Genomic DNA, 18,857 nt, shown 5'->3' with positions numbered 1-18,857 from the left:
CGCCTAATACTTCGATAGGCAAACTTCTAAAACTACATTTGTTTAGTCCATTCGACATGCTAGTAATATGTCTGTTGGACCATCGGCTAACGTTGTGTTGAATGTATGTGTAGGGGAAGCCTTAGCTGAAGACAATAGCGAGTTTAGTTTAGTACTATGTGTTTTGGTGAGTAGAGCTGACCCATACGGGGACGGCTCTTTCCATTTATGGACTTGCCTAAACCCATGTAAGACAAGAACTTAATTCTTATATATTCGGATAACTGCCTTTATAATTTTTTAATACATTGTCATTGTGAGACGTTTTGGCTGGCTGCTTATTCTACTCCTAATTTCCTCTTTTTCGGCTTATAGCCAAGAAGAGGTGACGTCAGATTTGCGCGAGCAATATGACTCCCTATTTACATATGAGCGTGAGGGTGATCTGACTGATGGCATTGCATTCGCAAAGCAATTAATCGCCCGAGCCAGAGAAGAGAATGACAGTTACATTGAAGGCCGTGCTTCTTATACACTTTCTCGTCTGTATTTTTTCAGGAGTGATCTCGATAGTAGTCTAAGAAATACACTCAAGCTACTACCTCTTGGGCTAGAGGTTCAGGAGTATCAAACTTCAATTAATGCCTCAAATCAGGTGGCGCTTATCTATTTTGAGATGAGTGCCTATGATTCTAGTCTTGTCTATTACGCCAGATCAGCAGAGCTGGCCAAACAGTATGTACCGAAAAGATATCCCGTAACACTCGTGAATCTGGGTTTTATTCATGGTCAATTAGATAACCGTGAATCTGAATTGGAATATTATCTGGAAGCCTTACGGGTAGTCAATGAAACGCCTGAATACGATTCTCTTGGTGGTATTCGGGCAATGGCTTATGGTGGTGTAGGAGACTATTATGTTTTCATAAAAGAATATGACAAAGCAATCGAGAGTTTTGAAGCAAAGCTGGCATTAGGAGAGCAAAAAGGTCTTCTCAGAGCTAAATATGAGGCTTATGCTGGACTAGGGAGTGTTTATGCCCAGACGGATAACTTCGACTTTGAGAAAAGTAGATCGTACTATCTAGAGATAGTTAAAGACACTACCGAGTCTTATTTACACTATCGAGGTAATGCGCTTATTAGTTTGGGTAAACTCTATAAGAACAATAATTTGTTAGAAGAGGCACTCGATTACTTCAAGGAATCTTATGAGTACTATTTGACTACAAAGAGTAAAGATTGGCTCTCGCGGATTGAACATCAAATAGGTGATACTTATTTAGAATTAAGGCAATTGAACCAAGCGGAAAGCTGGCTTAATAAATCGCTCAAAAATGCTATCGAAAGCCGACTTGCTGTTCGTGAAAAGAATGCACTCGCAAGTCTCTACAAAATTGATTCTATCCGCGGAAACTTTAGATCTGCCCTGGTCAAATATCAACGCTTTAAAACCATAGAAGACTCTCTTTTAACCGAAGATTCAAAAGATAGAATCAACGAGTTACAAGTAAAGTATGAGTCAGAACAAAAGGAAAACGAGAACCTTCTGTTAAAGAATGATCTGGAAACATCTGAAGCCAGAATAGAGAAACAGCGGCTTATTCAATTAATCATTGCAGTTTTCACTATTACGGTGATTGTTCTGGGTGTTTTTCTTTACAGAAGTTACCAGCGTAAGAGGCTTTCAAATAAAGCGCTAAGAGAGAAAAATGCACTTATCTCTAGTCAACATGACGAGCTTGCTTTTAAAACAGACAAACTCCTATTGGTCAACTCTCAACTCAAAGCGCTGGCAGAATTTAGGTCTGACCTCACTAATATGATTGCTCACGATATGAAGAACCCCTTGAATGCAATCATAGGTCTGTCCAATGGGGAAAGTCAGGATAAGAGAGTTCGAAATATCACACGGTCAGGTTATCAACTGTTGAACCTTGTTACCAACATGTTGGAGATCGACAAGTATGATACTACCGAGTACAAACCGGAATCAACTATTGTATCTCTTGATAAAGTGATTCTGGAGGCCAAGCGGCAAGTCGAGATACTGATGGAGGCAAAGGAAATTAGTTTTGAGAGCCTAATTCCGAAAAAGACTTGCGTTCGAATTGATGTAAAAGGGATTCAAAGAGTATTTGTGAACTTACTCTCCAATGCCATCAAGTACTCTCCTAATCAAGGTCATGTTGTTATTGAGAAGGTGGCAATTGAAGAAGGAATGATTCAGTTAAAAGTCACTGATCAAGGAGCAGGCATACCAGAAGATCGACTCCCCCATGTATTCGATAAGTTTTGGCAGTCCAATGCAAAGGATTCTGGTTTTGCTGCTTCAACAGGTCTGGGACTGACTTTTTGTAAAATGACTGTTGAGGCACATGGTGGAAAGATTTGGGTCGAATCAGCAATAGGAAAAGGCACAGCTATCTTCTTTACGATACCCATATCTACAACCGAACCCTGCGAAGAGTCATTGAACATTGACGAAGGGTATGATTCATCGAAAGACATCTTGATTGATGAGGAGCTACCAATATTGACTTCGAAAGCGGAATTCTTAAGGGAATTGAAAGTTCATCAAGTCAGTGCAATTTCCAGAATACTCAAAGCTCTGGAAAAAGAAGGTATCCAATCTAAGTGGTTGAAAAGTCTTCAATCTGCAGTCTATAATGCTGACCAAGATCGATACGATGAACTGCTTGACATATTAAACCGGCAAAGCAATGAGTCTATTTGATAAGCCAGCAAAAATCCTGATTGCCGATGACGATCCATTGAACCTGGAAGTCATGCTCGATTTTCTAGATGCGGATCAGCTAGATGTTCTTTACGCCCCACACGGCCAAAAGGCTGTTGAAATTGCTATTAATGAAACACCAGATCTAATTATTTTGGACTGGGAAATGCCGATTATGAATGGCATCGAGACCATTAAAGTTCTCGCTCAAAACAAACAGACCAAGCACATTCCCATCATAATTGCCACCGGAGTTATGAGGGAGTCTATTGACCTCAAGACTGCTTTGGACGCGGGGGCTATCGATTTCTTGAAAAAGCCTTTTGACAAAATTGAGTTCAAAGCGAGAGTGGACAGTGCTTTGCGATTGTCGTTTTCTAGAAAAGAAGTTCGAAAACAGCACAGCGAAATACTTGAACTGACAGGGAGAGAAAAGGAACTACTCAAAGAGAATCTCGATTTAAAATCGAGAGAACTGAGCTCAGCTACCTTGATTGACTATCAAAAAAACCAACTATTGATTGAGTTGGTAGATAAAGTAAAGCATATTGATAAACTCACTCAGTATGCGTATTCAAAGGATATTCGTCAAATCACCAGACAGATAGATGGCTACATCAATTTAGGTAAAAGTTGGGCAGGCTTTCAGTTACACTTCAATCAAGTTCATCCAAATTTCTTTGATAAGCTTAATGAAAATTGGAGTCTCACGAATAATGAAAGCCGTATTTGTGCTTACATAAAGATTGGTCTCGAGAATAAGGAGATTGCGGCCCTAACTAATGTTGAAAGTGCTTCCGTGAGGCGAGCACTCAGCCGATTGAAGAGGAAACTGGGATTGAAACAAGAAGACAATCTGCGAGAATTCATCAATAACATTGGTTAGGCACTTGTCGGTTGATAATTATTCCGAATCTGACGTTTGAGTCTTTATTCCTCTTAATTTTATGACAAACCACAGAATGTCATGAAGAGATTTTTTTCACTGATTGTTGTCCTTGCCTGCCTTAACAGTTTCTCGGCTCAGGCCTATCAAATCGAGCAATTTACTGATCCATATTATGAGTTAGTCAATGCTGAGTTTGACAAGGAAAAAGCCTACAAGACCATTGAGTTTGTTGAATCTCATTTCAGAGTTGTGGGCAATGAAGGCTTTAATCAGGGAATACAGTGGGTGGAAATGAATCTCCAGAAGGCCGGATTCGTTCCTGAAAGGCTGGCTAAAGAAGATCAAAGACTTATCTACAGGCTGGAGGAAAAGCCTCTGAGAAACAATACTTGGCAGCCTTACAATGCAAGTTTGAAACTCGGGGATGAAGAGTTGCTCAATTTTTCAACCAACAGAAATATGATAGCGATCAATTCCTACCCAACCGATGGAGAACAGGAATATGAAGTGGTGTATGTTGGAGCTGGCAGAAACCTGAACTTAGACCAAGACCTGAAAGGCAAGGTGGTTTTTGCCGAAAGAAGCGTGGGTTCTTTATTTGCCATAGTTGTGGATAAATATGGAGCTGCGGGTGTAATTGGCTACAGTTTACCGAGTTATACAAAGCCAGAGGTTAATGTCAATTCAATTCAGTTTAGTGCAATCCCAAGGGATAGCGTCAACAAGTCATTTGGGCTTTTACTCTCTTACCAAGCCAAAGAAAAATTGAAAGCAGCCATCGCTGCTGGTAACAATAAAATTAAGATCAATCTAGATACTAAAGTCTATAAGTCTACTGAGCTTACCGTGGTAGCTGAGCTTAGGGGTAGTGAACTTCCAGACGAACGTTTTGTATTCAGTGCTCACGTTCAAGAACCTGGAGCCAATGACAACGCGAGTGGTGTTGGAGTGCTACTTGAAGCGGCCGAAACGAGTGCCCGATTGCTAGAAGCTGGAAAAATTGATCCTAAAAGAACGATCACTTATCTGTTTGGCGATGAGATTACGTCTACGCGAAGATTTATTCAAGAAGACCCAGAAAGAGCTAAGGGTATCAAATGGGGTATGAGTCTGGATATGGTGGGTGAAGACACGGAAAAAACTGGTGGTACCTTCCTCATTGAAAAAATGCCCGACCCAGGAGCTATCTGGATTAGAGGGGTAGAGAAGCATACAGAATGGGGTGGCAGGCCTTTACAAAAGAAGGATTTAAAACCGCACTACTTCAATGATCTAACCATCGGTGTGTTTGAGAGTATTGGTGAGAAGAAAGATTGGAAAGTCAACTTCAACCCATTTGAAGGAGGGAGTGATCACGTTCCTTTTCTATCTGCCAATATTCCAGGCTTGTTGCTTTGGCATTTCACAGATCAATTCTATCATACCGACCAAGATCGATTAGATAAAGTGTCAAAGGAGACCCTACATAATGTGGGGACTGGAGCCTTAATGATTGCTCTAATGCTCACAGAGAATAAACCAATGCTGGCTAATAGAGTTCTGCTAGCTGCATCAACCGCAGCAACCTATAGGTTGCAGGATGAGCTAAGACTGAGTAAGGAGGCCCTGAGCAATGGTGGCGATCGTGAGAAAGAGGTTGATATCCTAAGCACCTGGTCTGATTATTACCGACAGGTTTTTGATACTGTAAATGATCTCGATCCTAAAGGAGGGATGTTCAAAGACAATCTAGAAAATACTAAAGATGCCCTTATGGGCTTTACAAACTTGATTTTAAGGCAATTGAAGTAGCTTGATGTCTAGATTACCATTTTCCCGCATAACTCAAGTCCTCTTGTGCTAGATGATTCAGATAGGCTCTTTTGGTTCGAATAATCTGCCTTAGATGTATGTAGTCATGTGCGACCCAGTTTTCTAAAAACTGCCAAGCACTCATTTCTCCTAATTCGGGATGGGCCAAACAGCTTTTCCAGTCGGGACTGTCCAAAGACCGGAGCCATGCGATTGACTGCTGTCTTTCATTCAGCCAAGTTTGAGTCCTTTCTTGATAATCTTGCTCAATGTAATTTCTGGATGTTACCCAGCCTACCGGATCGATCGGTACAAAGTCATATTGATCTGGGTAAAGTGAGGTTTTGACCCTAGTTCTGAAGTCCAGAACCTCTTCGTCTACCAAGTGGCATACAATTTCTAATAAGCACCATTTATCTTTATCAGGCTTCCAAAGTGCTTGTTTAGCTTCATGTACTTCGAATAGTCGTTCGAAAACAAGAGCATTTGCCGAAAGCTCATGGATTAAAAAGTTAGTATTAGCTGTCATATTATTCTAGTGAGATGCATCCTTTCTAATCTAATGATGTCTATATGAAAAAACTTACTAATCATGCAAAAACTCAAACCAACACTCTTTATTGTTCTCTTTCTTTTGGCAGTGACAACGGCCTATGCTCAAGAGACGATTGAAAAGACATACACAGGAATCAAAAGCATTCGCTTAACGACTGCTTCTGGTAACGGAACCATTAAGAAGAGCAACACTGCTGAGGTGAAAGTTCATCTAAGATATACCTATGATGAAGATGTTTATGAGCCTTCTTTCGAGCAGAAAGGAGACAGACTTTACATCGATGAGGACTTTAAAAGAAGTCGTTGGACTAAGGGCTATTCTGAATGGACGCTAGAAGTACCTGACGGTATCGAACTAGATTTTAAAACAGGTTCTGGGAATATTGAAGTCTCTGGTGTAAACATCGAAGTGCGTAGCAGCACTGGTTCTGGTAATATAGATATCGAAGAAGTGAACGGAGAAATTAGAGCAAACACAGGCTCTGGTAACATCACTTTTGATCAGGTAGAAGGGCAGTTAGATGCGAATACCGGATCAGGATCAATCCGATTAGATAGAACAAAAGGAGATGCTGATTTGAATACTGGTAGCGGTAATATCCGAAGCAGAGGTATTGAAGGCGAATTATCAATGAATACTGGTAGTGGTAATATTGATGTGACTGATGCCGTGATCACGGGGTCATCAACTTTTAATACTGGCTCTGGAACGGCTGAGGTTAGCTTGGCGGGTCCTTTAGATCACGATTTATCAGTGAACACAGGTTCTGGTAACGCAATTCTCGACTTTAATGGTCAAGACATTGCCGGGGAATTTGTAATGGGCGCCAGTGACAAGGATGATATTAGAGCACCATTCAGATTCGACAAGGAATATGAAGATGACAGAAACAGAAGCTACAGTCGAAGAGGAAGAAGAAATGGATGGGTCAAAGAAGCCAAGGTTGGCAACAAAGACATACTCATCAAAATTAGCAGTGGGTCAGGTCGCGCAGTGGTGAAAGGCTAAGTTCTTTCACTTTTTTCAGATTGAGTGTAACGATCTGAGAACTTTTCAGTCAATAGGTCAACGGTCAGTAACTCAAACGTCAAATGCTCAAAAATTTCATACTGGTAACCCTGCGCAATTTGCGCAGGAATACCCTTTACTCCGCCATTAATATTTCAGGTCTATCAATAGGCATCGCTTGTAGTGTACTCATTTTATTATGGGTCCAAGACGAAACTTCCTTCGATAGATTCATTCCCAAAGTCAATAAGATTCATCAAGTCTGGGTGAATGCTCATTTTGACAATAGCATTCAGTCTTGGAATTCAGTACCTCTTCCTACCTATATGGAAATGAAGGGTGCTCACGCTAAGATTGTCAACTCAGTAGTCACGGGTTGGGGAGGCCAGCGCTTAATTGCCAGAGAGGATAACCGAATAATGAAGAATGGTTATTTCGCCAGCAAGGAATTCCTTGAGATGTTCGAATTTCCTATGGTCAAGGGAGATAGAAGCACAGTGATGGACGATCCATCGTCCATTGTGATTTCTGAAGAGCTTGCACGAGTACTTTTTAAGGATGAAGATCCTATCGGTAAATTTCTCAAAGTAGATGACTCCAGCACTTTACAGGTTACCGGTATTTTCGAAGATGTTCCGGAAAATTCAACTTTTCAATTTGATTATTTAATCCCTTGGAAGCACAGAGAGGCTACTCAGCAATGGGTTAGGGACAACACTACCAACTGGGGTAATTACTCGTTTCAGGTTTTTCTGGAACTCAATGGTGATGCGGATGAACTTGAGGTAGAAGAGAGTGTAAAAGGTATGCTAATGGAGAAAGGTCAAGACGATATTGAACGGGCATTTTTCCTTCATCCAATGACAAGGTGGAGATTGCATAGTAATTTCGAAAATGGTGTCGAGGCCGGTGGGCAACACGAATACGTGACTCTGTTCACGGCTATTGCCATGTTTATTTTGGTGATCGCCTGTATAAACTTTATGAATTTGGCCACGGCCAGATCAGAAAAGAGAGCGCGTGAAGTGGGCATTAGAAAAAGCCTTGGGTCCAAAAGAAGTCAGCTGATTTTCCAGTTCTATGGCGAATCGATCGTCATTTCCATTATTTCTTACCTGATCGCTATTTTGGTGGTGCTGGCACTTTTACCTGCTTACAATAATTTGGTGGATAAGAGTCTGGTCGTTGATTTTCAATCGAGTCAGTTCTGGATTTTTTCCTTTGTGATCATTCTAATTACAGGCATCGTTTCAGGTAGTTATCCTTCACTATACTTATCATCATTCAACCCAATTAAGACATTGAAGGGTAAAGTGAGCGTAGGCAAAAACGCCAATTTACCGCGTAAGATTTTAGTCATTTTTCAAGTTGGTGTAGCTGTTGTGCTTATCGTAGGTACGATTGTTATCGTTAAGCAAATAGACCTTGCGAAAAGCCGAGACCTTGGCTATGAGCAGGAAGGGCTGATCACCGTACCGGGCACAGCCGAAACGCTTGAGAACTATGATGTGATCAAGCAAGAACTTATCAGAAAAGGAGCTATCCTAAATATGACGCGCTCTAATAGTAGTGTGACGAGTGTAAATTCAAACAATTTCTTAAGCTGGCCTGGAAAGCCAGAGTCGCAGCGTGTGATGTTTGTTACGATTGTGGCTAACTATGATTATGCAGAAACTGTAGGAGCTAAAATGCTAATGGGTCGTGATTTCTCTAAGGAGTTTGCTACTGATACAGCTGCGATCATTGTTAACCAAGCTGCTTTAGACATTATGCAGTTAGAGAATCCCATCGGCACACAATTGGACCTTTGGGGGCAGGATAGAACCTTGGTAGGAGTGGTTGATAATATCCTGATGGGGTCTCCATATGAGCAGGTAAGGCCAATGTTTATTATTCTTGATGACTGGGGCTATGGTTCGATGACACTGAGAATGCCAGCTACCAATAATGTGCAGGCCAACTTAAGTCAAATTCAAGAGGTGTTCGAACAATACAATCCTGCCTACCCATTTGAATACAGGTTTGCAGATGTTGACTTCGAACGAAAATATACTACCATCAACCTTACCAGAAATCTTGCTAGCATTTTTGCGGTGCTCACCATATTCATCACCGGACTCGGGCTATTTGGTCTAGCATCCTATATGGCTGAGCAAAGAATTAAGGAGATCGGAATTCGTAAAGTTTTAGGTGCTTCAGTCACCAACTTGATAAGATTGATATCGATTGATTTTGCTAAGCTGGTAATGATCGGATTCGTCATATTCTCTCCACTGGCATACTTTGGTCTAGATCAATATTTGGGCCGATACACGATAAGAACGTCAATCGACTGGTGGATCTTTGCTCTAACCGGAGTTGTGGCACTTGCGTTTGCCTTGGCTGTAGTAATCAATCAAGCAAGAAGGGCGGCATTAGCCAACCCCGCGAGATCATTAAGAAGCGAATAGCTACTTCTTTGAAGACTTTCTAAAACCGACATTATCAAGGGCAATTAGCCCTTGATCGGTTTTGTCAAAGACAAACTCGATGGCAGTTATACCGGCAGAATCCGCTGGAAACTCTGCTAAAGGAAGAGTAACGCTTTCCATTGCGATTTCCCACGCACCACCAAAGGAGCCATTCATTTTATCAAGCTTCATATACTTGACTTTAAGCTTCGGAGCTAGTTTTTTGTATTGAGCAAGACTGGTTTTTACCGTATCTGAAGTGCTGGTAACAAGGTTAATGTTAAAGTCGACTAAAACTGTGTCTTTGACTTTCAATTCACTGTCGCTAGCTCTGCCAATCGTAAAAATCAATTCGTCATTAGATGATAGGCCAAAGGGTTGATCTAGATCAAATTTGTACTTGGCTACCTTCTCTGTGGAGTCTTTTTCCCAACCAATGACCACAGCATTGGTACCCTGCGTTTCGCCACCTCTCATTTTTAATGCTTCTTCCCTCCAAACTTTTAGGTTTTCAGTTTGGATCATTCCCGATTCGCCTGTGTTCAAGTCGATGTCTCTTTCGAAATCAAACAGCACTTGATCATGTGCATCTTGATAATTATTCAAAAACACCGTTTTTGGTAACCAGTTCTTAGCACTGTAAGCATTCTTAAAAACTTCATCATAGGCCTTTTCCTTATTGAATGTTCTTTCAGCAAATGCGCTGATAAAGACTTTGGCCGCTTGGCGCTGTTCTTCCCCGGTGATAAGTGCTCCAGTATTTAAAAACCATCCGAAGGGCTCGCCAAAATCTCGTCTTCCCCAAATGGAGTTGAACTGCCCATGATTCGCTTTGTGGATTAAAACACCCGCTTTAAAAAAGTCGGTGGAATCATTATTCTTAATCCGCTGATATTGCCTCAGTCCGAAGAAACTGGCCTCGTCTGCGTCATAACTACCTTGAAGAGATAGGTAATTAATATTCTCCAATTTCATTCGCCTGAAATAGCGCTGATCGGTTGGAGCAATCGTCACTATACCTTTGATCCCAAAGTTGAAGTTGAACTTGACCTGAGCATTGTCAGGGAAGTAGGGAAGGCGATTGTAGGCTGCCGCAATGCTTACTGCTTCGCCACCACGTGAGTGGCCCATTAGCATAACTTGATTTAGGTCCGCTCTTTCAAACAGGTCCGATGATTGATCTTCAGACCAGGACTGCCATTGCTCTAAGTGTTTGAGGAGTAGCCATGCGCGAATAGGCATTTCCCTTCCTCGAAAATCGCCCGACCATGTGCCATTGATGTAGTTTTCATCAACCGATACAGTGATAAACCCTCGGCTTGCCAAAAGCTCACCTAAGTATGCATAGCCGGGATCGGAATGATGCTCCATGCCATGGTTTCCATGCACGATAAGGATTAAAGGCAGTTTGCCTTCTTTTCTAGGCATCCAGACACGTCCATTGATAGGAGCCTTGTCTATGCCGAAACCCCAGTAACGTTCACGCCATTTCTTGCGCTTACCCTTCCACTCAGGAAGAAGAAGACTTCCATCTACGGGTTCCGTCTTGTATTTAACCTCTTCGGCAAACTCAGGCCTTCGAGTATCAGTACCACTTCCGTAGGTAAAGGCGTCCACTTCATATGCTCCAGTGCTAGCAGGGTTATCAATCCCTAAGCTTGCAAGATCAACTTGAGCAGTGCCTTCGAAACTCAAAGGGTAGGGATCTTCTCCACTTGAAACGATCTCTGATACCGGAATATAAAGGCATGCAAGGCCCACCATGGTCAGTAGTCCATAAATCATTTTACTCCCCATGCCTTTGATTAGGTTATTTAATGAACCTCCAATCAGTGCCATGCCCAATATTCCCAATCCGAGCGTGATGTTTACTTGTCCTTGCGGCCAGCTGAGCCTCATGTAGCGGGCTAGTAGATAGACCCCAATAACAGCTAGAATCAGCGAGATATAATTGGTGGGTAGTGATTTGGAAATAGCGCTTGCCAGTGTGCCTAGCCAACGGAATAGGTAGAAAGCGATGATGCCGGTTAGAAGGTAAACGACCACTTGTAGATAGGGAGATAGCCCAGTTCTAAAATAGAAACCGGCAAAAGCCATGATAAACAAAGACAATAAGAGCAAGCCCCAAAAAGCACCCTTCAAAAACCCTTCCTTGGAGGTTTTAGGTTGTTTGGGTAGGCTATTGAGCTTTTTAAGTTTGTTGAATTGGTTGATCATCTTCCTGAGGTTGAAGGGGGGAAGATATAGATTTTTGGAATTCGCTCTACAGTATTCTTACAAGTGGCAATTATCGATTCCCAATCTGAGCAAAGTATTTATAGCACTGAGAACCATTGAAATCGAATTGAGGGCCTCGCTTCATGCCGTTCTTTTCCGCCACCTTTTGGGAACCAACATTGTCAATGCTAATGATTGAAATCACGCGCTCGTCTAAACCCTGCTCTTCGAAGTAGGCTCTGAATCTCATGGCCATTTCGGAAGCATAACCCGTTCCCCAACGACTAGGGATTACCGAGTAGCCAATCTCAAAATAGTCTTCACCCATTATGTTTTCCCTCAAAATCAACCCCACATTACCGATTAATTGATCAGTTGACTTTTCAATAGTCGCCAACATACCAATGCCTGTTTCTTCATAGCGTTTCATTTGTCTTTCAGTCCAAATGATGGCTTCCTCTTCTGGACTTTTAGGGTCGTCAATGCCCACAAAATGGAGATGTGGGTTGTCGATGAAAAAGGCTTCCCAAGGTTTGGTGTCATCCTTTGTTATGGGACGATAGTAGAGCCTTTCTGATTCAATAGGTAGTTGGTATTCGTGAATGAGCATATTGGATGAGTTAAAAGTCGAGTGAGCCGTTAAAGTATAGGAATAGAAAAAGAACTACAATAAGGAGAACCCCGAAAATTAAGATCAGCTTTTGGTCTTTTTTGAGTCCTCCTTTATGGTTTTTGTCAGATTCGCCTGGTAACTCGACACCTTGTGCTTTCAAAATTTCAGTAGCAGCCAGAGCATCATGCTCATCGACTTGTAGTTTTACTCCTCCAATGGCATTTGAGAGAAAATTTTCTGTTTGCACACTGTATTCGTCTTTCAAAAAGACTGGAATGCCCTCAGATTCAAGCCTTGCCTTGATGATGTAGGCATCTTGAGGTAAATGAAATATGGCCACAGTGATGAAAGTCATTTTTTATGTTTTAGTTCAATAGAATGACTCAAATTATTCAATAACGTGACCTTTTCATCCAGTTTGTCCATCTGGCTTATAATTACTTCCAGATGCATAACGCATAGTGAATCGTAGTCTTGTCCTTTGACTTTTAAGTCGAGGTCTTTCACCAGTTTCATTACCTCATTCATTTCGTCATAAGGAAAGCGAAGCGTCACCTGCTCAGTAATATCCTTTTTAACGATTTGATTAGCATCGAGTGCTTCGGCCGCTGCCGTTTTATAGGCATGGATTAGTCCACTTACACCTAGTTTGGTGCCCCCGAAATAGCGAATCACGACTACTAAAGCGTTGGCGAGTTCACGAGATTTGATTTGACCGAGAATGGGGTCACCAGCAGAGTGATTAGGCTCTCCATCATCATTGGCCCGAGTTTCGGCTCCGGCATGTCCCAAAACGTAGGCGTAGCAATGATGACGAGCATCATAGTATTCTTTCCTTAAACCTTCGAGCCTTTCTTTTACCTCATCCACGCTTTCAACTGGAAAGGCGACCGCAATAAATTTGCTGCCTTTTTCCTTGTAAAGGCCTTCAGATTGAGTCGATATGGTTAAGAAGCTATCCTTCATATTTAGATGGCCTTCAGTATTTCCTGATGGCTCAGCAGAAGAATGACAATTATGGCTAGGCCAACCCCAAGCCAGTTGGCCTTGCTGAGTTTCTCTCTGAATAGAACGACTGCCGCGAGGGTTGAAACGATGATAATGCCAATGTTTAAAGAAGGGTACAGGATGGCACCATTATTATCGAAGGCGCTGAGTGCTTTCAGCTGAAAGTAAATCGAAAAATAGTTCGGTACGCCAAGATAAATACCCCCTAGAATATCCTTCCGCCTAAATTTTACACCCTGAATTAATGCTACAGTTAAACCGATGATAAAGGCGAAGCCAAAGATGAAAATTGGGAATACAGACTCAGTAGAGGCTGTGACAAAGTGATGATTAGCATAGTTTAGGGAGGTATCGATAATTCCCCCTAAAAAGAATACGGCTAAGGGTAAGGCAATATAACTCAGTGTTAGCGCTTGTTTCTTGGAGTGGATACTTGATTTCTTTCGACTTACCAGTAGAATCGCAACGAATGCGAGAGCAATACCTACGTAGTTCCAAATGTCAAGGTCATTTGTGCCAAGTTTAAGGATAAAAAGGCTGAAAACGACAGGTATGGCCAAGCTCATTTTACTTGCGACCGAAGCCACAGAAACTCCCCTGAGTTGGGTGGTTCGGGCCATTAGATAGAAAGTGCTGACAAATACTATCCCTAATCCGATCGCCATGTAAAACCAATTAGATGAGGTATCAAGCTCGTTGGTAACGTGGTTAAATCCGGTATAAAGGGTTCCGGTGATTACGCATACACCATAATTGGTAATAATGGCAGGGAAGGTCTTAATGGAGAACTTGCTAAATGACCTGAATGCCATGAAAATGGCTACGTTGGCAAGTATGGTGAGGAGCAGGTAAAACACAGTGCGTGAAATTAATCAAAAGAATGACGCACTTCATTGTTGATACAAAATATTACAACTTGTATAATACATAATGTATATTACAACTTGTAAATTACAGCCTGTATACTTAATTTTGGTATTGCATGACAAATCCGTTTCTGATCAAAGGCTATCTAAGTGCTGCCTACTTCTGTGATAGGGAGGAGGAGACGGAAAAGATCATTACCGCCATTCGCAATCGGCAAGACCTAACTATTCATGCTTACCGCAGATTGGGTAAGTCAGCATTGCTAAAGCATGTGGAGGGTCAGGTAGGAAAGGAATTCTACTTTATTTATGCTGATATCTGGGGAACAAGCTCAGTCTCTGATTTCCTTAGAGAACTGTCTAATGGCATTGTCAAAAGCAACATTTTTTCAAAAAGAGGGATTGGCCAGCGTCTACAAGAGTTTATCAAATCTATCGGTACATCCTTTACCATCGGTTTGGATGGTAGGCCTTCTATCGATGTGATCTATAACGATCAGCATAGCATCTTTAAAAGTTTGGAAGAGGTAATCGCTTTCTTAGATAATCAAGATAGACCTGTTGTTTTGGCTATCGATGAGTTTCAAGAAATCAAGAAGTACGATTCGGCCAAAATGCCAATCGAGGCAACCTTAAGAAAGCTAACGCAAAACAGTCAGAACGTTCGTTTCATCTATAGTGGAAGTGAGTATCACCTGATTAATGAGATATTCAATACGCATAGTAGGCCGTTTTACCAAAGCACGCGTATGATGCAACTAGGGTCTATCCCGAAGCAGGAGTATCAGAAGTTCATCGTAAACCATTTTAAAAAAGGTAAGAAGCCAATCAACGAAACTTTGGTTGAGAACATCTTAGACTATGCATATCTGCATACATATTATGTGCAGGCAATTTTTAACTATTTGTTTGGCTTGTCCAAAGTGCCATCGACCTGGCAAGAGTTTGAACAGGTGTATTACCCATTTATAGAAGAAAAAGGAGTGTTCTATGCCGAGTTGCCCCAGCGTATAACACCTCAACAATTTGTGGTGACTAAAGCCTTTGCCAAGGCGGGTAAGGTGACCTCACCAACGGGTTCTGAATTTTTGAGGTTGGCGAATTTCACTAATTCTAGTAGTATGAGAAGGGCAGTAAAAGCACTCGAAGAGAAGCAGATCATCATAAAGGATGGAGATTTCTACCGACTGTATGATGTGTTTTTGGGGCATTATTTAAAATTCAATTTTTAGCAAATGGCAAAAAGACCAGAGCTTTATTCATTCACTCAAATCGCAGATCGTAGGGGTAACCTCTCGTTTCTCGAAGAATTGAAAGATGTGCCATTCGAGGTGAAAAGAGTCTATTGGCTTAGTGAAGTGCCAGAGCAACAGGTACGAGGTGGTCATGCACATAAGACAGGCGAACAGGTGATAATCTGTATTCAAGGCACCATAGAAGTAGTACTCGAGTCGCAGGCCGGGGAGCGCTTGTCTTATACTTTGGATCAGCCAAATGCTGGGCTCTACATTCCACCACTGTGGTGGGGTAAGATGTTGTTTAAAGGAAAGGCAATGCTACTAGGCTTGGCCTCAGACGAATTTTCAGAGGACGATTATATCAGGAACCGAACAGATTTTTAGATGTCGAACTATAGGCTATATGATGTATTGAGTTCAAAGACTAAGGTCTCTTATATCTCCTATGCTTATAACGATCCGGCATTTCTGAACACGAATAATGATTTTGATAAGGTACATTTCTATTGGATAGATGATCAAGCGGACGAAGCCCATGCCCATGTCGCCTTCTCCATTGTTGACGATATCGCTTATAGCCCGCATAAACTTCCTTTCGGTGGCTTAGAAGTATCTGAAGCCCTTTCTGAAGAAGACATTACGGCTTTTCTCCTGAATGTCGAGCAGGCTTTGGTAACAATGAAAATTAATCGTGTCAGAATTCACCAGGCACCAGATACTTACTTTAGTCAGTCTAAGATTGCCTCTGCTTTAATCGATTGCGAATACCAAAGTATTCAAGAACGAGTCTTCCATACTATTGCTGTTGATGAATCGGACCTCCTGGACCGGATGCATAAAATGGAGCAACGCAAGAATAAAAAGTGTGTTGATGGAGGAGCTACATTTAAAGAGGTCAAAAGAGATAAAAAGAAGGTCTTCCAATGGATCAACAGGTTCAGAGAGTTAGACTACAAACCACCTTCCATGTCATGGGCTGATCTCGAAAATACCAATTCACTCAACCCTAAAATGTACCGTGTCTTTGGCGTCTATATGGATGATTTCATGTTGGCCGCCACAGTAGTAGTAGTGGTGAATGATGAAGCTGTTTATCATTTTATGCCCGCGAGTGATGTCGAATTTCGACACTATAGAAAATATAGTCCCATGGTATTTCTAGTAAATAACCTATACAAATGGTGTCAGGATAACTCTATTAGAGTGCTTGATTTGGGGACTTCTTATGTGGATATGAAGATGAAGGAATCATTGGCCAATTTCAAAGAGCATTTAGGAGGGAAGACATCAGAAGCTGTGAGCTGGGAGAAAAAACTTAACCATAAAACCGTGAGCAATTGAAAAAGGAGTTTTTTAGAAGTTCTTCCTGGTCATTTACCGCAGTAGCCTTCAGAGCACTTGGTGGACTGACTATCAATAAGCTCTTTGCCATTTTCTTAGGCACACCGGGGATCACCTTACTATCTCACTTCCAAAACTTGACAGCCCTGTTTACTCAGCTTCCTAGCGAAGGAGTGAACAGAAGCATCATGAAATACTGGTCAGACCCAGAGACTGATGAGACGCAAAGACTTCGGCTTTTTAAAACGGGAATATGGGTAACGGCAGTCATATTTGCGACCACATTAGCTGTATTGTACTTCCGTTATCGAAGCTACTTTTTTGACCGATTTATCAATGAGTATACACCCCAACAGTTCTTGTTGATCTTTATTCCCGCGGTTATTCTGATGCTGCTATCGGGTTATCTCAACTCCGTCATACTTGCCTTAAGAAGGGTGAAGGCCTATGCACTAATTAATGTGTCAGGCCTTATCATGCTGGTAGCTATAGTCTATTTCGGTGTCACTTATGGCACGTTAGATCAGGCCTTACTCAGCTTCGTTATTGGATATGGTCTTATGTTTTTCAGTGCGCTGGTATATCTGATATATCGCAGAAAATCCATCCATTTGGGTGTTGGCTGGCCAGATGTTAAGTCAATCAAGAAGATCTGGAAATTCATTGCCATGGCCATTAGTGCTATCGCTTTGGGGCGCCTATTGGATTTTGGAGTTCGTAACTATGTAATTGAACTCTATGGGCTTGACAGGACTGGCCTTTGGCAGTCCGTAGTAAAAATGTCTACCAGTTATATGTTGGTCTTCACCGGAACGGTCGGAGTAGTCTACTATCCTAAAATGGCATCGCTCATACATAAGCCGCTTGAGCTAAAACAATACGTCTTGAAGGTGATGGGTTTTGTAGCTTTTGTATCCTTGATTTGCCTAAGCGTTTACTATTTCAATAAGGAATTCATCCTTAAACTCTTCTTTGCTAACGGTTTTGAGAAAGCAGCATACCTAGTGCGCTATCAAGTCATTGGAGACTTTTTTGCCATCATTTCATACTTGCTAGCTTATTTGCTCAGCGCGCGAGTTCAGACCATGAAATATATTGGTGCTCAAATAGTCTCAGCAGCTATATACCTAGGTCTTATTACTTTGTTAATCGATCGCTTTGATCTGGAGGCGCTCACCATTGCTTATATGTGGCGTCATATCGGTTTCTTCTTAATTCTTGTGTTGTTCAATAGACGAATGCTTTTCAGATGGAACCCTTAGTTAGTATTATCTGCATATCGTACAATCATGGGCCCTATATCCAAGAGGCTTTGAAGTCTGTGTTAGCACAGCGCTATGAGAGTATCGAGATAATCGTCCTGGATGACGGAAGTTCAGACAATAGCCAAGAAGAGATAAAGTCGACTTTAGGGGATAATGCTATTCGGTTTATCGCTCATGAAAGCAACATTGGTTATACAAAGACTTTCAATGAGGGACTGGCTTACGCGAAAGGAGACTTTATTGTAGATTTTGCTTTGGATGACGTTATGCTTCCAGACTTTGTGAAATCTGGGGTCGATCGTTTTATCCAAGAGCCGAACAAAACCGGAGTTGTTTACTCAAATGCTGATTACATTGATGAGTCTTCCCAATCGATAGGGAATCATAAGGAACCTCTTTTGGCCAAGGGTCTGGTAACTGAATTTGCTCAGGGCGACATTTTTGAAAATGTTTTGAGGCGCTATTTCATTTGTACACCGACAATGATCATAAAGAAAGAAGTCTTTGATCGCCTTGGTGGCTATGATGAATCTCTTGCTTATGAGGACTTTGATTTTTGGGTAAGATCTTCTCGCTATTGGCACTACGCCTACATTGATGAGGTGCATATGCAAAAGCGAAAACTTCAGACAAGCATGTCTGCCAACCGCTATCGACACTCCCAAAATGAACAATTGGCCTCTGCCTTAAAAGTCTGTCAAAAGGCATTTCACCTCTGCAAAACTAAAGCAGAACGAAAGGCTTTGATCGAAAGGCTGAATTATGAATACAGACAGTGCTTGAGAAATGAAGCCATCGAATTGGCCGAAAGCTATCAAAGTCTACTCAAGGAAGTAGGAGGAGCAATAGACATTGTCTCCAAAGCTGTCAGATTTCTTAGGGGGGATTTCAAACGCTGA

16 protein-coding genes are annotated in these 18,857 nt (G+C 41.7%); 10 read left to right on the top strand and 6 right to left on the bottom strand.

Annotated elements, in window-relative coordinates:
- The first annotated feature begins 295 nt into the window (after positions 1 to 295).
- The 3 genes from J4E76_RS06685 to J4E76_RS06675 all read left to right on the top strand — a co-directional run bounded on the left by J4E76_RS06685 (position 296) and on the right by J4E76_RS06675 (position 5,396).
- The gene (locus J4E76_RS06685) at positions 296 to 2,716 is read left to right on the top strand and encodes a tetratricopeptide repeat-containing sensor histidine kinase (RefSeq protein WP_208502344.1); all 2,421 of its coding nucleotides are present in this window, start codon (positions 296 to 298) and stop codon (positions 2,714 to 2,716) included.
- Positions 2,703 to 3,602 (top strand): response regulator, encoded by a 900-nt coding sequence (locus J4E76_RS06680; RefSeq protein ID WP_208502342.1) that lies wholly within the window; start codon positions 2,703 to 2,705, stop codon positions 3,600 to 3,602. Before J4E76_RS06685 ends, J4E76_RS06680 begins: the two co-directional genes overlap by 14 nt.
- Positions 3,603 to 3,683: 81 nt before the next feature.
- Positions 3,684 to 5,396 carry a M28 family peptidase gene (locus J4E76_RS06675; RefSeq protein ID WP_208502340.1) on the top strand — a complete coding sequence of 571 codons (1,713 nt, stop codon included), beginning with the start codon at positions 3,684 to 3,686 and terminating at the stop codon, positions 5,394 to 5,396.
- A 13-nt stretch (positions 5,397 to 5,409) separates the two neighbouring features.
- On the opposite strand, the gene J4E76_RS06670 is transcribed toward J4E76_RS06675, so the two are convergent.
- Positions 5,410 to 5,925: a DinB family protein gene (locus J4E76_RS06670; RefSeq protein WP_208502337.1), complete on the bottom strand. Its 516-nt coding sequence runs from the start codon at positions 5,923 to 5,925 to the stop codon at positions 5,410 to 5,412.
- Positions 5,926 to 5,988: 63 nt separating this feature from the next.
- Here J4E76_RS06670 and J4E76_RS06665 point away from each other — a divergent pair, with 63 nt between their 5' ends.
- Both J4E76_RS06665 and J4E76_RS06660 read left to right on the top strand, forming a co-directional pair.
- Positions 5,989 to 6,960 (top strand): DUF4097 family beta strand repeat-containing protein, encoded by a 972-nt coding sequence (locus J4E76_RS06665; protein ID WP_208502335.1) that lies wholly within the window; start codon positions 5,989 to 5,991, stop codon positions 6,958 to 6,960.
- Positions 6,961 to 7,043: 83 nt separating this feature from the next.
- Entirely contained in the window at positions 7,044 to 9,410 is a 2,367-nt protein-coding gene (locus J4E76_RS06660; protein ID WP_208502333.1) for an ABC transporter permease, read from the top strand.
- On the opposite strand, the gene J4E76_RS06655 is transcribed toward J4E76_RS06660, so the two are convergent.
- The 5 genes from J4E76_RS06655 to J4E76_RS06635 all read right to left on the bottom strand — a co-directional run bounded on the left by J4E76_RS06655 (position 9,411) and on the right by J4E76_RS06635 (position 14,105).
- Positions 9,411 to 11,627: a hypothetical protein gene (locus J4E76_RS06655; protein WP_208502331.1), complete on the bottom strand. Its 2,217-nt coding sequence runs from the start codon at positions 11,625 to 11,627 to the stop codon at positions 9,411 to 9,413.
- Between the two features lie 70 nt (positions 11,628 to 11,697).
- The gene (locus tag J4E76_RS06650) at positions 11,698 to 12,237 is read right to left on the bottom strand and encodes a GNAT family N-acetyltransferase (protein ID WP_208502330.1); all 540 of its coding nucleotides are present in this window, start codon (positions 12,235 to 12,237) and stop codon (positions 11,698 to 11,700) included.
- 10 nt (positions 12,238 to 12,247) lie between these two features.
- Positions 12,248 to 12,595, bottom strand: coding sequence for a putative signal transducing protein (locus J4E76_RS06645; protein WP_208502328.1), 348 nt, complete (start codon positions 12,593 to 12,595; stop codon positions 12,248 to 12,250).
- Entirely contained in the window at positions 12,592 to 13,206 is a 615-nt protein-coding gene (locus tag J4E76_RS06640) for a YigZ family protein (protein WP_208502327.1), read from the bottom strand. The genes J4E76_RS06645 and J4E76_RS06640 overlap by 4 nt, the downstream gene beginning before the upstream one ends.
- A gap of 2 nt (positions 13,207 to 13,208) precedes the next feature.
- Positions 13,209 to 14,105 carry a hypothetical protein gene (locus tag J4E76_RS06635; protein ID WP_208502325.1) on the bottom strand — a complete coding sequence of 299 codons (897 nt, stop codon included), beginning with the start codon at positions 14,103 to 14,105 and terminating at the stop codon, positions 13,209 to 13,211.
- A 125-nt stretch (positions 14,106 to 14,230) separates the two neighbouring features.
- Between J4E76_RS06635 and J4E76_RS06630 the strand changes: the two genes are divergently transcribed.
- From J4E76_RS06630 to J4E76_RS06610, 5 genes are read left to right on the top strand one after another with little or no spacing between them, the layout of a single operon-like run.
- On the top strand, positions 14,231 to 15,346 hold the full coding sequence (locus J4E76_RS06630) for an ATP-binding protein (RefSeq protein ID WP_208502323.1): 1,116 nt from the start codon (positions 14,231 to 14,233) through the stop codon (positions 15,344 to 15,346).
- A 3-nt stretch (positions 15,347 to 15,349) separates the two neighbouring features.
- Positions 15,350 to 15,736 carry an FdtA/QdtA family cupin domain-containing protein gene (locus tag J4E76_RS06625; RefSeq protein WP_208502322.1) on the top strand — a complete coding sequence of 129 codons (387 nt, stop codon included), beginning with the start codon at positions 15,350 to 15,352 and terminating at the stop codon, positions 15,734 to 15,736.
- The gene (locus J4E76_RS06620; protein WP_208502320.1) at positions 15,737 to 16,693 is read left to right on the top strand and encodes a GNAT family N-acetyltransferase; all 957 of its coding nucleotides are present in this window, start codon (positions 15,737 to 15,739) and stop codon (positions 16,691 to 16,693) included.
- Positions 16,690 to 17,955, top strand: a complete 1,266-nt coding sequence (locus tag J4E76_RS06615; protein WP_208502318.1) for a hypothetical protein — start codon at positions 16,690 to 16,692, stop codon at positions 17,953 to 17,955. The genes J4E76_RS06620 and J4E76_RS06615 overlap by 4 nt, the downstream gene beginning before the upstream one ends.
- The gene (locus J4E76_RS06610) at positions 17,943 to 18,857 is read left to right on the top strand and encodes a glycosyltransferase (protein WP_208502316.1); all 915 of its coding nucleotides are present in this window, start codon (positions 17,943 to 17,945) and stop codon (positions 18,855 to 18,857) included. The genes J4E76_RS06615 and J4E76_RS06610 overlap by 13 nt, the downstream gene beginning before the upstream one ends.

Source organism: Roseivirga sp. E12 (assembly GCF_017592825.1).
Lineage (GTDB): Bacteria > Bacteroidota > Bacteroidia > Cytophagales > Cyclobacteriaceae > Roseivirga.
Note: the sequence above shows the minus strand (reverse complement) of the source record. Positions and strands in the feature narration are given on the sequence as shown.

Excerpts from the sequence above, each read along its gene's own strand:
- J4E76_RS06680 (WP_208502342.1), top strand. The coding sequence starts at position 2,703 with ATGAGTCTATTTGATAAGCCAGCAAAAATCCTGATTGCCGATGACGAT.
- J4E76_RS06675 (WP_208502340.1), top strand. The coding sequence starts at position 3,684 with ATGAAGAGATTTTTTTCACTGATTGTTGTCCTTGCCTGCCTTAACAGT.
- J4E76_RS06670 (WP_208502337.1), bottom strand. The coding sequence starts at position 5,925 with ATGACAGCTAATACTAACTTTTTAATCCATGAGCTTTCGGCAAATGCT.
- J4E76_RS06665 (WP_208502335.1), top strand. The coding sequence starts at position 5,989 with ATGCAAAAACTCAAACCAACACTCTTTATTGTTCTCTTTCTTTTGGCA.
- J4E76_RS06660 (WP_208502333.1), top strand. The coding sequence starts at position 7,044 with ATGCTCAAAAATTTCATACTGGTAACCCTGCGCAATTTGCGCAGGAAT.
- J4E76_RS06655 (WP_208502331.1), bottom strand. The coding sequence starts at position 11,627 with ATGATCAACCAATTCAACAAACTTAAAAAGCTCAATAGCCTACCCAAA.
- J4E76_RS06650 (WP_208502330.1), bottom strand. The coding sequence starts at position 12,237 with ATGCTCATTCACGAATACCAACTACCTATTGAATCAGAAAGGCTCTAC.
- J4E76_RS06645 (WP_208502328.1), bottom strand. The coding sequence starts at position 12,595 with ATGACTTTCATCACTGTGGCCATATTTCATTTACCTCAAGATGCCTAC.
- J4E76_RS06640 (WP_208502327.1), bottom strand. The coding sequence starts at position 13,206 with ATGAAGGATAGCTTCTTAACCATATCGACTCAATCTGAAGGCCTTTAC.
- J4E76_RS06630 (WP_208502323.1), top strand. The coding sequence starts at position 14,231 with ATGACAAATCCGTTTCTGATCAAAGGCTATCTAAGTGCTGCCTACTTC.
- J4E76_RS06625 (WP_208502322.1), top strand. The coding sequence starts at position 15,350 with ATGGCAAAAAGACCAGAGCTTTATTCATTCACTCAAATCGCAGATCGT.
- J4E76_RS06620 (WP_208502320.1), top strand. The coding sequence starts at position 15,737 with ATGTCGAACTATAGGCTATATGATGTATTGAGTTCAAAGACTAAGGTC.
- J4E76_RS06610 (WP_208502316.1), top strand. The coding sequence starts at position 17,943 with ATGGAACCCTTAGTTAGTATTATCTGCATATCGTACAATCATGGGCCC.